Raw genomic sequence first — 13,909 nt, 5'->3', positions numbered from 1 at the left:
TGCCCCCGTGCAATCACGGCGGGCATGTGATCGCGATTGGGGGAGAGGCGCAAGGCGGGCGATCAGCCCCGGCGGCTGCACGGCCCTGCGTCCTTCGAGGCCCGCTGCGCGGGCGCCTCAGGATGAGGGATACGACGCAATGACTTCCTCATCCTGAGGTGCGAGGCGCAGCCGAGCCTCGAAGGACGCAACGCGCCCCCTACGCCACCCGCGTTTCGACCTTGACGCCGGCGGTCAGCATCTTGTGCACCGGGCAGGCCTCGGCGATCTCCAGCAGGCGCTGGCGCTGCTCGGCGTCGAGGTCGCCGGATAGGCTGATCACCCGGTCGAAGACATCGGCCGGGATCTGGCCGGGCAGGCGCCGCCAGGTGGTCTCCACCCGCACCGCGCCCAGGGCCCAGCCCTTGCGCTTGGCATAAAGGCGCAGCGTCTGGGTCGTGCAGGCCGCCAGGCCCGCGGCGACCAGGTCATGCGGATTGGGGCCGGTGTCCAACCCGCCCTCGGACGGCTTGAGGTCGCCGGCCAGGCGCGAGGGCCCGGCCGTGACCAGGATCTGCACGCCGCCGTGGCCGCTGTCCTCGGCGATGGCGGAAGGGCGGGCGATGTCGGTCATGGCGAGGATCCTGCGTCGGTCGAGAACGCCAATGTGGCGCCTTGACCGATGTTGCGCTTGGTCGAATCCGCGCGAACGTGAAGGTTCAGGCGGCCGCGCCGGCCCCGACCTTGAACAGGTGCGTGGCGCCGCGCCAGACCTCGACCTCGTTGCAGCCGCGATGCATGTCGAACAACTCGCCAGCGCGCACGCGCGCGGCGTTGTCGTCGGCGCAGGCCGTGACATCGAAACGGGGAACCGAGCCGTCGCGCTCGACACAGAAGAAGGTGAACACCTGCATGGGAACGATGCGTCCTCATCAGGCGGGCCGTGTCCATGTTCGATGGGCGGGGCCGCAGCGCCAGCTGACTTCCGCAGCCGGCTCTTGAGAACCCAATATAATGATCGGCGTTCGATTCACCATAGGGGTTCGGTTTCTTAACAGGACTCAGTTGGGGACGAATCCCGTGACCAGGGAATCCGTCGCCGAGACGGTGGTTCCAATTCCGCGTGAATGCGCTTTCCCTGGGCGTCATCACGCACTAGGTTCGCCAACCTTTCGCAAACGGCGACGTTAAGAGACTCATGGCCGCGCACTATCTCGATTTCGAGCGACCCATCGCCGACCTGGAAGCCAAGATCGAAGAGCTTTCAAAGCTTTCCGAGACGGCTGGTCCTGGCGCGTTCGACAGCGAGATCGGCGCCCTGCGCGAGCGCGTGCAGGTGCTTCGCAAGGAAGCCTATGCCGGCCTCGACGCCTGGCAGAAGACGATGGTCGCCCGCCACCCGCAGCGTCCGCACCTGCGTGATTATGTCGCGGGCCTGATCGACGAGTTCGTCGAGCTGCGCGGCGACCGCAAGTTCGCCGACGACCAGGCCATCGTCGGCGGCCTGGGCCGCTTCCGCGGCATGCCGGTGGTCGTGATGGGCCACGAGAAGGGCTACGACACCACCACCCGCCTGAAGCACAACTTCGGCATGGCCCGCCCCGAAGGCTACCGCAAGGCCGTGCGCCTGATGGACATGGCCGAGCGCTTCAACCTGCCGGTCGTCACCTTCGTCGACACCGCCGGCGCCTATCCGGGCCTGGGCGCCGAAGAGCGCGGCCAGGCCGAGGCCATCGCCCGCTCGACCGAGCGCTGCCTGACCCTGGGCACCCCGATGGTCGCCACCGTCACCGGCGAAGGCGGCTCGGGCGGCGCCATCGCCCTGGCCGGCGCCAACCGCGTGCTGATCCTCGAGCACTCGATCTATTCGGTGATCTCGCCGGAAGGCGCGGCCTCGATCCTGTGGCGCGACGGCGCCCGGGCCAAGGACGCGGCCACCAACATGAAGATCACCGCCCAGGACCTGATCAAGCTGCGCATCGTCGACCGCATCGTCGAGGAACCGGCCGGCGGCGCCCATTCGGATCCGGAAGCCGCCATCAGGGCCGTCGGCGACGCGGTCGAGGACGAGCTGAAGAAGCTGTCGCTCCTGACCCCCGCCGAACTCAAGCGCCAGCGCGCCGAACGCTTCTACGCCATCGGCCGCGAGGGCCTGCAGTAGAGGTGCTGAAAAAGCGCCACCCCTTCCTGGCCGGCAAGAAGCGCAAGTCCTCTTCCCATCTGGACGACGGAGTCGGCGCCGGTCTCGACGTGCTGGCCGACGCCGCGCCCGCGCCCGTCGCCCTGGTCGCGAGCCTGGTCATCGGCGCGGGCTTCCTGGGCTTCCTCGCCTGGAAAGCCGTCACACGGTCGACCGACCGGGTCGACTGAGGCACGCCCGGCGCCTGCTTTTTCCGGGCGCCATGTCACAAGACGCGCGCCCGTCTCGTCCTGATCTTCGAAACCCCGATGGGGCCATGCAGAGGATCAGGACCATGAGCGACACCGCCGCCTTCCGCCACGACAAGAACGTCCCCGCCGTCTACCAGGCCTTCATCGCCGCCGAGCAGGCGGTGGCCGCGGCCGGCGTCGCCCCTCGCCTGCTCCATCTCGTCAAGCTGCGCGCCTCGCAGCTCAACGACTGCGCCTTCTGCGTGAAGATGCACTCCAAGGAAGCCCGCGACGACGGCGAGACCAACGAGCGCCTGGATCGCCTGACCGTCTGGCGGCACGTGGCCGACTACACCCCCGCCGAGAAGGCCGCCCTGGCCTGGACCGAGGCGCTGACCCAGCTGCCGGCCAAGGTCGACCTGGCCCCGCTGCGGGCCGAGCTGCGGGCCCACTACAGCGAGGTCGAGGCCAGCGCCCTTACCGCCCTGGTGGCGATGATCAACCTTTGGAACCGCCTGGGCGTCTCGGCCCACTGAGCCTTCGTTGAACAAGCCGCCATGCGGGGCGTTGCCCAAGCTGCACCTGCTAGAGGAGATCCCCGCATGGCCCAGACCTTCGAAGACGCGCTCGAAACCGTGCTGGCCTGGCTGGAGGCGCCGCCGCCCTCGGGCTCACCCGAAGAGGCCTGCTTCCTGGCGGCGATCGAGCGGGTGCTGGCCGAGCCCGACGGTTCCGAAGCCAACGCCGAGCAGGCCGCCGCCATCGACGACATCGTCCGCGTCGACGACGACCTGCGCCAGCGCCTGGCCAAGCTCGCGAACGCCCACCGCAACCCCTTCGGCGACCACCCCGACGGCATCGGCCCGACGCTGGGCATGGACCTGGGGACGAAGAAGGGCGGCTAAGGCCCCGCCCACGAAAAAGCCCGCCCCGGTTTCCTGGGGCGGGCTTCGTCGTTTCAGGCTCTGGCGAACCCGCCGGTCGTCAGACCAGCGAGCCGTGGCACTGCTTGAACTTCTTGCCCGAACCGCAGGGGCAGGCGCCGTTGCGGTTGGTGCGTTCCCAGCCTTCCGGCAGGGACGAGACCGGCAGGGCCTCGCGCTGGTCGGGCGACAGGCCTTCGGGGATGGCGCCGGCAACGGCGGCGTTCTCGCCGGTCAGCGGGTCCAGGTGCACCGGGATCAGGTTTTCCGGCATGTGCAGCGGCTCGGGCTCGGCATAGGCGATCTCGACCGTCATCAGCCAGCGGGTGGTGTTGGTGCGCAGGTCGCCCAGCAGCTTCTCGAACAGGCTGAAGGCTTCGGTCTTGTATTCGTTCAGCGGGTCGCGCTGGCCGTAGCCGCGCAGGCCGATGACGTTGCGCAGGTGGTCCAGGTGCATCAGGTGCTCGCGCCACTGCAGATCGATCATCTGCAGCAGGAAGCTCTTTTCCACCTGGCGCATCTGCTCGGGCGTGATGATCACCTCGCGCTGGGCGGCGTACTCGTCGGCGGCCTTGGTGATGCGCTCGCGGAAGGCTTCGTCGTCGACGCCTTCCTCGGCGGCCCAGTCCTTCAGCGGCAGGTCCAGGCCCAGCACGGCCTGGACGCGCTCGTGCAGCCCCTCGATGTCCCACTGCTCGGCGTAGGCCTTGGGCGGCACGTGGCGGGCGACCAGGTCGTCGATCACGTCGTGGCGCATCTCGTGGATGACTTCCGACAGGTCGCTCGATTCCATGAACTCCTGGCGCTGCTCGAACACGGCCTTGCGCTGGTCGTTGACGACGTCGTCGTACTTCAGGAGGTTCTTGCGGATCTCGTAGTTGCGCTGCTCGACGCGGGTCTGGGCCTTGGCGATGGCCGCGTTCAGCCAGCGGTGGGTGATCGCCTCGCCGTCCTGGACGCCGAAGGTGCGCATGATCGCGTCCAGGCGCTCGCCGGCGAAGATGCGCAGCAGGTCGTCTTCGCACGACAGGAAGAACTTCGAACGGCCCGGGTCGCCCTGACGGCCGGTGCGGCCGCGCAGCTGGTTGTCGATGCGGCGGCTTTCGTGACGCTCGGTGCCCAGCACGAACAGGCCGCCGGCGGCCAGGGCCGCCTTCTTGGCGTCGGCGATCTCGGCCTCGACCTCGGCGCGGTGGGCGGCCTCGTCTTCCGGCGAGACCTCGATGCCCAGGCCCCGCTGCTCGATCTTCCACTTGGACAGGCGCAGGTCGATGCTGCCGCCCAGCTGGATGTCGGTGCCGCGGCCGGCCATGTTGGTGGCGATGGTCACGGCGCCCGGCACGCCCGCGTCGGCGACAATGCCGGCTTCCTGTTCGTGGAAGCGGGCGTTCAGCACCTGGTGGGGGATGCCCTTGCGCTTCTTGCCGTCGACTTCCCACTCGTAGGCGTCGAGCAGCTTGGACAGCTCTTCGGACTTCTCGATCGACACGGTGCCGACCAGGATCGGCTGGCCGCGCTCGTGGCAGTCGGCGATCTGCACCAGGATGGCGCGGTTCTTCTCGGCCTCGGTGCGGTAGACCTCGTCGTCGTCGTCGATGCGCTGGATGACGCGGTTGGTCGGGATTTCGCTGACACCCATCTTGTAGATGTCGTCGAACTCCTGCGCCTCGGTCGAGGCCGTGCCGGTCATGCCCGACAGCTTGGTGTAGAGGCGGAAGTAGTTCTGGATGGTCACCGAGGCCAGGGTCTGGTTCTCGGGCTGGATGTCGGCGCCTTCCTTGGCCTCGATGGCCTGGTGCAGGCCTTCCGACAGGCGGCGGCCGGTCATCATGCGGCCGGTGAACTCGTCGATCAGGACGACTTCGCCGCCCTTGACGATGTAGTCCTTGTCGCGCGTGTAGAGCACGTTGGCCCGCAGGGCCTGGTTGACGTGGTGCACGATCGAGATGTTGGCCGCGTCGTAGAGGCCGGCGGTGTCTTCCGCCAGGTGGCCGCCCGAGGTCAGCACCTCTTCGATCCGCTCCTGGCCTTCCTCGGTGAGGATGACCTGCTTCTGCTTCTCGTCGTGGTCGTAGTTGGTCTTGTCTTTGATGAGTTCCTTCACCAGGACGTCGATGGTCTTGTACAGCTCGCTGCGGTCCTCGGTCGGGCCCGAGATGATCAGCGGGGTGCGGGCTTCGTCGATCAGGATCGAGTCGACTTCGTCGACGATCACGTAGTGGTGGCCGCGCTGGACCATCTCGTTGACGTCATAGACGAGGTTGTCGCGCAGGTAGTCGAAGCCGAATTCGTTGTTGGTGCCGTAGGTGATGTCGGCGCGGTAGGCGCGCTGGCGGTCGCCCTGCGACAGACCGTTGACGATGATGCCGTAGGACAGGCCCAGGAAGTTATAGAGCTGACCCATCCACTCGGCGTCGCGGGTGGCGAGGTAGTCGTTGACGGTGATGACGTGCACGCCCTTGCCGGCCAGCGCGTTCAGGTAGGTCGGCAGGGTGGCGACCAGCGTCTTGCCCTCACCCGTGCGCATTTCGGAGATGCCGCCGAAGTGCAGCACCATGCCGCCGATCATCTGGACGTCGAAGTGGCGCATGCCCAGGGCGCGCTTGGAGCCCTCGCGGACCACGGCGAAGGCTTCGTCGAGGATGTCGTCGAGGGTCGCGCCCTTCTCCAGGCGGTCCTTGAACTCCTGGGTCTTGGCCTTCAGCGCCTCGTCCGACAGCGCGGCCATCTGCGGCTCGAGCGCGTTGATCTTGGCGACGCGGCCGTGAAGCGACTTCACCTTGCGTTCGTTGGAGGAACCGAAGAGCTTTTTGGCGAAGCCGAGCATGCAGGAAGGATCCGGAGCGAGAACTTAGTGGGCCGGCGCTAAGGCTTTATCGGCCTTCACTACGGTAATGACGGTGCGCCGAGATCGCAGAACCCCTGAAAACGGCGCGCGCGCGAGACTTAAGCACCGCCCCCCCCAGTGTCAACGCGAGGCCTGGCCCGTCGAGGCGTCGAAAAGCCCGATCGGCCAAGCTTTCACCCGCTGCGCGAAACCCGCTCGGCGGCGATCAGAACCGTCGCGAACGGCATAGGTTCCGCGAACCTTATCCTCGCGCGCGAAGTTTAGCGGGCCAAGCCGCCGAAACGGCTTCCCCTTTGCCCTGACGCGCTCTAGAGCGCATTTCATAAGACCAGCGGAGATCCGCGCCCGATGAACCCTGTCCGTAATCCCCGCTCGCTCCTGACAGCCGCCGCGCTCGGCCTGGCGCTGCTGGTCGCCGCCTGCGGCCGCGGCGGCGTCGACGAGCGCCCGCCCGAACCCGGCGACACGGCCGTGGCCCGGGTCGACGGCCACGCCGTCTGGGCCTCGGACGTCAAGCGCGAGGCCGTCGCCCAGGGGCTGATCGGCGAGGGCGAACCGCTGGACGTGTCGTCCGACCTCTTCCGCCGCGTCCTCGACGAGGTGGTCGACCAGAAGCTGCTGGCCGCCGAGGCCATCGAGCGCAAGCTCGACAAGGATCCCGTCGCCCAGCGCCGCCTGGCCGCCGCCCGCGAGCGCATCCTGGGCGACATGCTGGTCGAGGGCATGGTCGAGAAGGCCGTCACCGAGGACAACATCCGCGGCCTCTACGGCGAGCAGCAGAAGCTGACCAAGCAGTCGGAAGAGATCCGCGCCCGCCAGATCCTGGTGCCGACCCAGGCGGAAGCGGAAAGCGTCAAGAAGCTGCTGACGACCGGCGCCTCGTTCGACGCCCTGGCCATGGAGCGCTCCAAGGACGAGGCCACGCGCTTCAAGGGCGGCGACCTCGACTACTTCACCGTCGACATCATGCCCGAGCCCTACGCCGTGGCCCTGAAGGACGCCAAGAAGGGCGACCTGGTGGGCCCGTTCGCCATCAACGGCGGCTGGGTGGTGATGCGCGTCGAGGACAAGCGCCAGGAAGCGCCGATGAGCCTCGAGGAAGCCCGTCCGCAGATCGTGCGTTTCCTTACCTACGACCAGGTCCGCGACCTGCTGGAGAAACTGCGCGGTGGCGCCAAGGTGGAGATGCTGGTCGGCAAGGGCCAGGACATTCCCGGCGCCCCGCAGGAGCCGGCCTCCGCGCCGCCCGGAGGCGGCGACACCGCCCCCAGCTCCGACCTCGACAACGCCCCGCCCGCCTCGGCTCCGGCCCAGAACTCGGCCCAGAAGAAATGACCCGCAAGCCCACCACGACCTCGACCGACAAGGCCGCCGACACCGCCAGGACCAAGGCCAAGGCCGCGCCGAAAGCCGCCGAGAAGGCCCCTGCCAGCGCCACGCCCGCCGAGATCGTCGGCCAGGTCGGCGCCACCGTCGGCCACGCGCTGGACCGCGCCCTCGACCCGCTGGCCTCGGCCCTGAAGCGCGCCGGCCTGCGGCGCGCCCAGAAGTCGGCCGGCGAGGCGCCCGCGCAGGCCGCGCCCGTCGTCGCCCCGCCGCCGGTCGCGCCTGGCAAGCCGGGCCTGGCCGTCTCGCCGCTGGTCGTGCCGTTCCCGGTCATCCCGCCGATCGCCGGCGTGGAGATCGCCACCGGCCGCGCCGGCTTCTACAAGCACGAGCGTCCCGACCTGCTGCTGATGCGCTTCGCCGAGGGCACCTCGGGCGCCGGGGTCTTCACCCGCCACGGCGTGGGCTCGGCCCCGGTCGACTGGTGCAAGCGCCAGCTGGCCGCCACCGGCGGCGCCGACGTGCGCGCCCTGGTGGTCAACGCCGGCTGCGCCAACAGCTTCACCGGCAAGCCCGGCGCCGACGCCGTGCGCCGCGTGGCCACGGCCGTGGGCAAGCGCTTCGACTGCCGCCAGCGCGACGTGATGATGGCCTCGACCGGGGTGATCGGCGTCATCCTCGACGACAGCAAGATCACCTCGAACCTGCGCGAGGTCGAAACCCGCCTGACCGCCGACGGCTGGGCCCAGGCGGCCTCGGCGATCATGACCACCGACACCTTCCCGAAGGGCGCCTACGCCACGGCGACGATCGACGGCCATGAAGTGAAGATCGCCGGCATCGCCAAGGGCTCGGGCATGATCGCGCCCGACATGGCCACCATGCTGGCCTTCGTCGCGACCGACGCGGCCATCGCGCCGGCCGCCCTACAGACCCTGGTCAGCCTCTATACCCGCACCACCTTCAACTGCGTGACGGTGGACGGCGACCGCTCGACCAACGACACCCTGCTGCTCTTCGCCACCGGCCAGTCGGGCGCGCCCAAGATCAGCCGCGCCGGCGACAAGCGCCTGGCCGACTTCCGCGAAAAGCTGGAAGGCGTGCTGCTGGACCTGGCGATGCAACTGGTCCGCGACGGCGAAGGCGCCACCAAGTTCGTCAAGATCACCGTCAACGGCGCCGAGAGCCCGCTGTCGGCCCGCAAGATCGCCCGCACCATCGCCGAGAGCCCGCTGGTCAAGACCGCCTTCGCCGGCGAGGACGCCAACTGGGGCCGCATCGTCATGGCCGTCGGCCGCGCCGACGAGCCGGTCAATCGCGAGAAGATCAGCGTCCGCTTCGGCGAGCTCTACGCCGCCCGCGACGGCCTGGTCTCGGCCGAGTACGACGAGGCGGCCATGAGCGCCTACATGAAGAACCAGGAGCTCGAGGTCACCGTCGAGGTCGGCGTCGGCAAGGGCAGCTCCTCCGTCTGGACCTGCGACCTGACCAAGCAGTACGTGGCCATCAACGGCGATTATCGGTCGTAGGGATCTCCCCCTAAAACCGTCCCCCCCCCCGCGAAAGCGGGGGCCCAGGCCTTTTATCGTCGAGCCCTGCGCGTTTCAGAAAACACCTGGGTCCCCGCTTTCGCGGGGATTTTACGGATGGGATATGCGTCGCTTCGCTCCCAGGTTCAGGCGAGCAATCTAGCCCACAGCCTCGCAAGCGCCGTCACGGACGACAAAGCCGAAGGCCTGCTCCAGGCCCGGCGTGACGTAGCCGATGCCGCACGACGCGGCCTTTCCTCCACTGAACGACACCAGAATCTCGCCCGCTCCCTCGCACTTGGCGGACTGGACGCCGCTGAAGCGATCGCCGGATCGGGCGAGCGGGATCCGTTCGCCGCACAGCCGCAGTTCGGCGCCGTTCGCCTCGCCCCCGGCGACACGCACCTCGAAGCGGTTGGAAGCCTGGTCGCAGGCCGTCAGGCCGAAAAGCGCCAGCAGAACGATCTTCTTCATCGGCAGCTCCCGTTGATCCCACCCTGCCAGGGCGCCTAGACGCGATCCAGATTGGCTGGGCGCATCGCCTCGTGCGGCTTGGGCGGCGGGCCGCGGGTCAGGCGCAGCACGGCCATCGCCGCGAGCGCCGCAAGGCCCAGGCCGCCGATCATCGCGCAGGCCAGCGCGATGAACACCGCGGGTCTCGCCATTCTTACCCCCTGCCCGCCGGTCCCGCGATGGCGGCCGCGTCCAGCCACCCCATATGCCGAATGGATCGACGTCCCGCGCGCCACCCTCGCCCGCCCGATCTTCACAGCAAAGAGCCCGCCATGAAAATCCTCATCGTCCTGACCTCGCACGACACCCTCGGCGACACCGGCAAGAAGACCGGCTTCTGGCTCGAGGAGCTGGCCGCGCCCTATTACGTGTTCAAGGACGCCGGCGCGCAGCTGGTCTTGGCCTCGCCCAAGGGCGGCCAGCCGCCGCTCGATCCCAAGAGCGATCTGCCCGACTTCCAGACCGACATGACCCGCCGCTTCCAGGCCGACGAGGCCGCGCTGGCGGCCCTGGCCCAGACCACGCCGCTCGCCGAGTTGAACGCCGCCGACTTCGACGCGGTGTTCTATCCCGGCGGTCACGGACCGCTGTGGGACCTGGCGGAATCGCCGGTCTCCGTCGCCCTGCTTGAGGCCTTCGACCGCGCCGGCAAGCCCCAAGCCCTGGTCTGCCACGCGCCTGGCGCCCTGCGTCACGTCAAGGGCGCCGACGGCCGACCGCTGGTGGCCGGCCGCAAGGTCACCGGCTTCACCAATGGCGAGGAGGACGCGGTCGAGCTGACCGACATCGTGCCGTTCCTGGTCGAGGACATGCTGAAGGAGAACGGCGGCCTCTACGAAAAGGGCCCGGACTGGGCGCCCTACGTCGTCGAGGACGGCGCCCTGATCACCGGCCAGAACCCCGCCAGCAGCGACGCGGTCGCCCACGCCCTGGTCAAGCGGCTGGCGGCCAAGGCCTAGGAGGCTCATCCCCTCTCCCGTAAAACCCCCGCGAAAGCGGGGGCCCAGGCTTTTTATCGTCGAGCACGGCGCGTTTCAGAAAACACCTGGGTCCCCGCTTTCGCGGGGATTTTACGGGAGAGGGGTCACCCCCTCGCTTCGCTACGCGCCCGCACGTCGGCCAGCGTGTGGTCGACCAGCAGCATGCCGTCCTCCCACACCGTGACCATGGCGTCGGCCCAGCCCCGCGGCGCGACCTCGCCCTCGCCGACCGCCACCGTGCGATACTCGCCGACGGCGTTCTTCTGAAGCATCAGCCGTCCGGCCTTGGAGCGCTTGCCCGGATCGGTGACCGGGTTCTTGCTGACGTCGATCCAGGCGCCGTCGACCTTGGCCGCCGAGCACTTCAACGCAAAGCGCTGGGTGTCGCGGTCGAGCTGCTGCAACAGACCCCCGCCCATGCCGAAGGCTAGGTTCTCGGCGGAAAAGCCGTCGGCGATCACCCGCTCCAGGATCGCGGCGATGCTGACAGGATTGACCCCGTCGCCCTGGATCACCCGCACGTGGCTTAGCACCTTGTAGCCCTTGGCGTTGACCGTGCTGCCGAAGGCTTCGTCGAGGCGCCTCAGGGTCTCGGCGACGATCTCGACCGGCTCGCCGGAGTCGGGGCGCACCACCAGGGTCGCGCCGCTGGCGATCACCTCGTCCCGCAGCTCCTGGCCCCAGATGCGGCTGACCGCATCGAACAGGTCGTAGCTGTCGGACACCACCGAGAACAGGCCGCCCGGCTTGCCGAAGCTCGTCAGCATGTTGCGATAGGCGTCGGCCTCGCGATCGCGGCCCCAGCTGGTGATGGTGCTGTGCTCGGCCGCCGGGATCGAGAAAGCCGCCATCGGCTCGTTGTACCAGGCCCGGCCCGCCTGCACGGCCGCCAGGGTGTCGCTGCCCAGGAAGTTGACGAGGTGGGCCAGCCCGCCGATCGCCGCGCTCTCCTTGCTGGAGACGCCCCGCGCCCCGAAGTCGTGCAGCTTGAACGGCAACTGGCCGCCGGGGTCGTCGCAGGTCTTCTCCAACGCCGCGCGGAGGGTCTGCTTGACGCCCCAGCTGGTGGTGGCGACGGTCACCGGATACCAGACCCGCAGCAGCAGGGTCTCAAGGTAGGACGGCAGCCAGAAGCACTCCGGATCGGTGTTCTCGATGGTCATCAACGCCTGGTGCGTGGGAACCACCGTCCCCTCCGGCACGGCGCGGATGCGCACCGGCAGGCGGCCGCCGTGCACGTCGACGATCCGCCGCCAGCCGGCCTCGTTGAACGGCTCGCCGTGCGCGGCCAGAAGCTCCGCCGCCTCGTCGACCATGGCGTGGGTGACGGGCCTGGCCAGCGCCGTCTTCAGGATCGCCTGCAGACCGAAGAAGACCGTGCGGTCGTAGCGCCCGCCCCGGCTCTCCACGTAGAAGAACGCGCCGGTCGTGGCGGGCGGGTATTGCAGCCAGTGGCTGGCCTTGTAGCTGTCGGTGTCGAGGATCAGGTTGTCGAACATCGCGGAAGCTCCTTGCCGCGGGGTCACCGTCCCGTCTTTCGGGTCGGATGGGTTTGAACGGCGTCAGGCGCCGACGAAGTGCTCGAGGATGTGGAAGTGGTCCTCGAAGAACTGCTCCTCCATCAGCAGCGCCTCGCTGATCGGGACCCAGCGCGCCTGCTCGGCGTCGTCGGCGCCCTTCACGCGCGGCAGCGGGCCGGCGGGGAAGTCGAAATGGAAGGCGTGGGTGATGGTGCGCCCGCGCAGCGAGCGATCGGGATGGTCGAAGACCCGGCTGGCCTTGATCGAGCCGCGCAGCACGGCCGGCGGGATCTTGGCGCGGGTCTCTTCCTGCAACTCGCGGATCGCCGCCTCCTGCACGGTCTCGCCCTGGTTCACGAAACCGCCGGGCAGCGCCCACAGCCCCCTGCCCGGCTCGGCCCGGCGGCGCACCAGCAGCACGTGGCCGGAATGGACGACCACCGCGTCGGCGGTGACGAAGGTCGGGGCATAGGGCGCGGCCGCCCAGGCCTGGCGATAGGTCTTGATGAAGGCGTGCTCGCGGGCCAGCTGGGCGTAGGCGGGCGAGCCGTCGCGGAAGGCGCCCAGCATCTCGTACACCGGCCCCGGCACATTGGCCTCGACCAGGCGCAAGGCCCCCGGCTCGCCGGTGAACAGCCAGTCGCGCAGTTCGGTGGCCGACAGCACCTCGGCGTGCTGCACATCGACCAGTTCCCACTGCGGAAAGGCGGCGAGATAGGCGGCGGTGGCGTCGTCCTTGTTACGGCCGATCAGGCCGATGGTCGCGCCCTCGCCCGCGCCGTCCCGGGCCACGGCCTCGGCGACGATGCGCTGCACGTCGCCGACCCACAGCGTCTCGCCATAGAGGCGGTCGCGCAGCGGCGCGACGATCAGCCGGGCGGCGTCCTCGCGGGCGGCGGCGCGGATCATCACGGCGCGCTCGGCGGCGTTGAAGGGATTGCGGATGGTGCGGGGCTGACCGGCGCTGCCGGTCAGGACGATCACCTTGCGCGCCAGACGCAAGGCATGCTTCAGCACTGAAGCGTGGCCGTTGTGGAACGGCTGGAAGCGTCCGATCAGGACGAGATAGTCGAAGCGCATGAGACTCCCTCACGCCGATGTCCGCCGCCGGTCTATCCGACGACATGGGTTATGCTAACTTTGAGCAAAAGCGGGTGTCAACCCCTGCGCGCGCAACTCGCCTTTCCATCTTCTTCCCGTCATTCCCGCCACAAGGACGGAAATGACGAGCGGAAGGAAAGCGCTCGGACTCGAAACCCGTGCAGCACGCGCCCAAGCGGATCGACTTGGCGTCGGCCAAGGGTGGTTAGGCGGTCCCGAGCGCCCAGCGTCGGTAGGCGTTCAGGTCCTCGACCATCTTTTCCGGTGAACGGGTCCATTCATCGAGCATGGCCTCGTCAACCTCGAGACCATCCGCCGCCCGTTCCAGCCCCAGTTCCTTCCTTGCGGCGGGCAAGAACCTGTAGCCGATCATCTTTCCGCCCCTCTCGGGCAGGCGATAGACGAACAACGGCTCGATGTCGCGCCAGAGCACCTTCCTGGGAAAGCGGATCGAGCCGCCCCGGAGCGTGAAGCCATCGGCGTCCAATTCCAGGGAGCGACGACGCACCAACAACAAGATCGGTAACGCGGCGGCCAGCCCAAAGAATAGCAGCATGAGCCAGCCCACCAAGCCTATCAGGCCGACCGGATCGACCCAGACGACCAGCGCGGCCACCGCGACGAAGACGAGGGTTATCGCCAATTGCAGCAACGCCTTGAAGCGTGACGCCTTGATGGTTCGAGGCCTAAGGCGCGTGTCCACGCCGACATCCACTGGTTTGGCCATTGTTCGCTCCCGCCCGACCCGTCGTATCCTAGCCAAGGCGCCGCCGGCGAACAACGCGCGGCCCCCTGGCCGACCATCACGTGGTGGTGGACT

At 68.6% G+C, this 13,909-nt stretch carries 15 protein-coding genes and 1 pseudogene; 7 read left to right on the top strand and 9 right to left on the bottom strand.

Features of this window, described 5'->3' with window-relative positions; translation table 11 throughout:
- Nucleotides 1-62: 62 nt before the first annotated feature.
- The 3 genes and pseudogenes from DDF62_RS26020 to DDF62_RS03455 form a co-directional block, all read right to left on the bottom strand.
- Nucleotides 63-171 (bottom strand): annotated as a pseudogene (locus tag DDF62_RS26020) (hypothetical protein).
- 28 nt (nucleotides 172-199) lie between these two features.
- Nucleotides 200-613: an OsmC family protein gene (locus tag DDF62_RS03460; RefSeq protein WP_116487817.1), complete on the bottom strand. Its 414-nt coding sequence runs from the start codon at nucleotides 611-613 to the stop codon at nucleotides 200-202.
- 85 nt (nucleotides 614-698) lie between these two features.
- Nucleotides 699-893 carry a hypothetical protein gene (locus DDF62_RS03455; protein ID WP_101715015.1) on the bottom strand — a complete coding sequence of 65 codons (195 nt, stop codon included), beginning with the start codon at nucleotides 891-893 and terminating at the stop codon, nucleotides 699-701.
- Nucleotides 894-1,177: 284 nt separating this feature from the next.
- Here DDF62_RS03455 and DDF62_RS03450 point away from each other — a divergent pair, with 284 nt between their 5' ends.
- The 4 genes from DDF62_RS03450 to DDF62_RS03435 all read left to right on the top strand — a co-directional run bounded on the left by DDF62_RS03450 (nucleotide 1,178) and on the right by DDF62_RS03435 (nucleotide 3,254).
- Nucleotides 1,178-2,140 carry an acetyl-CoA carboxylase carboxyltransferase subunit alpha gene (locus DDF62_RS03450; RefSeq protein ID WP_116487816.1) on the top strand — a complete coding sequence of 321 codons (963 nt, stop codon included), beginning with the start codon at nucleotides 1,178-1,180 and terminating at the stop codon, nucleotides 2,138-2,140.
- A 2-nt stretch (nucleotides 2,141-2,142) separates the two neighbouring features.
- Nucleotides 2,143-2,349: a hypothetical protein gene (locus DDF62_RS03445; RefSeq protein ID WP_116487815.1), complete on the top strand. Its 207-nt coding sequence runs from the start codon at nucleotides 2,143-2,145 to the stop codon at nucleotides 2,347-2,349.
- Between the two features lie 104 nt (nucleotides 2,350-2,453).
- The gene (locus DDF62_RS03440) at nucleotides 2,454-2,885 is read left to right on the top strand and encodes a carboxymuconolactone decarboxylase family protein (RefSeq protein ID WP_116487814.1); all 432 of its coding nucleotides are present in this window, start codon (nucleotides 2,454-2,456) and stop codon (nucleotides 2,883-2,885) included.
- Between the two features lie 66 nt (nucleotides 2,886-2,951).
- Nucleotides 2,952-3,254 carry a hypothetical protein gene (locus DDF62_RS03435; RefSeq protein ID WP_116487813.1) on the top strand — a complete coding sequence of 101 codons (303 nt, stop codon included), beginning with the start codon at nucleotides 2,952-2,954 and terminating at the stop codon, nucleotides 3,252-3,254.
- Between the two features lie 79 nt (nucleotides 3,255-3,333).
- Here the strand turns inward: DDF62_RS03435 and secA are convergent, their stop codons facing one another.
- Nucleotides 3,334-6,099 (bottom strand): preprotein translocase subunit SecA, encoded by a 2,766-nt coding sequence (gene secA / locus DDF62_RS03430; RefSeq protein ID WP_116487812.1) that lies wholly within the window; start codon nucleotides 6,097-6,099, stop codon nucleotides 3,334-3,336.
- 369 nt (nucleotides 6,100-6,468) lie between these two features.
- Between secA and DDF62_RS03425 the strand changes: the two genes are divergently transcribed.
- Both DDF62_RS03425 and argJ read left to right on the top strand, forming a co-directional pair.
- On the top strand, nucleotides 6,469-7,455 hold the full coding sequence (locus DDF62_RS03425; RefSeq protein ID WP_116487811.1) for a peptidylprolyl isomerase: 987 nt from the start codon (nucleotides 6,469-6,471) through the stop codon (nucleotides 7,453-7,455).
- A gap of 308 nt (nucleotides 7,456-7,763) precedes the next feature.
- Nucleotides 7,764-8,975, top strand: coding sequence for a bifunctional glutamate N-acetyltransferase/amino-acid acetyltransferase ArgJ (gene argJ, locus DDF62_RS03420; RefSeq protein WP_116488198.1), 1,212 nt, complete (start codon nucleotides 7,764-7,766; stop codon nucleotides 8,973-8,975).
- Between the two features lie 159 nt (nucleotides 8,976-9,134).
- Here the strand turns inward: argJ and DDF62_RS03415 are convergent, their stop codons facing one another.
- The gene (locus DDF62_RS03415) at nucleotides 9,135-9,449 is read right to left on the bottom strand and encodes a hypothetical protein (protein WP_116487810.1); all 315 of its coding nucleotides are present in this window, start codon (nucleotides 9,447-9,449) and stop codon (nucleotides 9,135-9,137) included.
- A 35-nt stretch (nucleotides 9,450-9,484) separates the two neighbouring features.
- Nucleotides 9,485-9,640 carry a hypothetical protein gene (locus DDF62_RS25490; RefSeq protein WP_165832161.1) on the bottom strand — a complete coding sequence of 52 codons (156 nt, stop codon included), beginning with the start codon at nucleotides 9,638-9,640 and terminating at the stop codon, nucleotides 9,485-9,487.
- A gap of 120 nt (nucleotides 9,641-9,760) precedes the next feature.
- On the opposite strand from DDF62_RS25490, the gene DDF62_RS03410 reads away from it, so the two are divergent.
- Entirely contained in the window at nucleotides 9,761-10,447 is a 687-nt protein-coding gene (locus tag DDF62_RS03410; protein ID WP_116487809.1) for a type 1 glutamine amidotransferase domain-containing protein, read from the top strand.
- Nucleotides 10,448-10,572: 125 nt separating this feature from the next.
- Here the strand turns inward: DDF62_RS03410 and DDF62_RS03405 are convergent, their stop codons facing one another.
- The 3 genes from DDF62_RS03405 to DDF62_RS03395 form a co-directional block, all read right to left on the bottom strand.
- Complete coding sequence (locus tag DDF62_RS03405) at nucleotides 10,573-11,967, bottom strand: nicotinate phosphoribosyltransferase (RefSeq protein WP_116487808.1); 1,395 nt, start codon at nucleotides 11,965-11,967, stop codon at nucleotides 10,573-10,575.
- A gap of 63 nt (nucleotides 11,968-12,030) precedes the next feature.
- On the bottom strand, nucleotides 12,031-13,068 hold the full coding sequence (locus DDF62_RS03400; RefSeq protein WP_116487807.1) for a bifunctional nicotinamide-nucleotide adenylyltransferase/Nudix hydroxylase: 1,038 nt from the start codon (nucleotides 13,066-13,068) through the stop codon (nucleotides 12,031-12,033).
- A gap of 226 nt (nucleotides 13,069-13,294) precedes the next feature.
- Nucleotides 13,295-13,816: a hypothetical protein gene (locus DDF62_RS03395; RefSeq protein ID WP_116487806.1), complete on the bottom strand. Its 522-nt coding sequence runs from the start codon at nucleotides 13,814-13,816 to the stop codon at nucleotides 13,295-13,297.
- Nucleotides 13,817-13,909: the final 93 nt, after the last annotated feature.

The sequence above is a fragment of the Caulobacter radicis genome (assembly GCF_003094615.1).
GTDB classification, from domain to species: domain Bacteria; phylum Pseudomonadota; class Alphaproteobacteria; order Caulobacterales; family Caulobacteraceae; genus Caulobacter; species Caulobacter radicis.
Note: the sequence above shows the minus strand (reverse complement) of the source record. Positions and strands in the feature narration are given on the sequence as shown.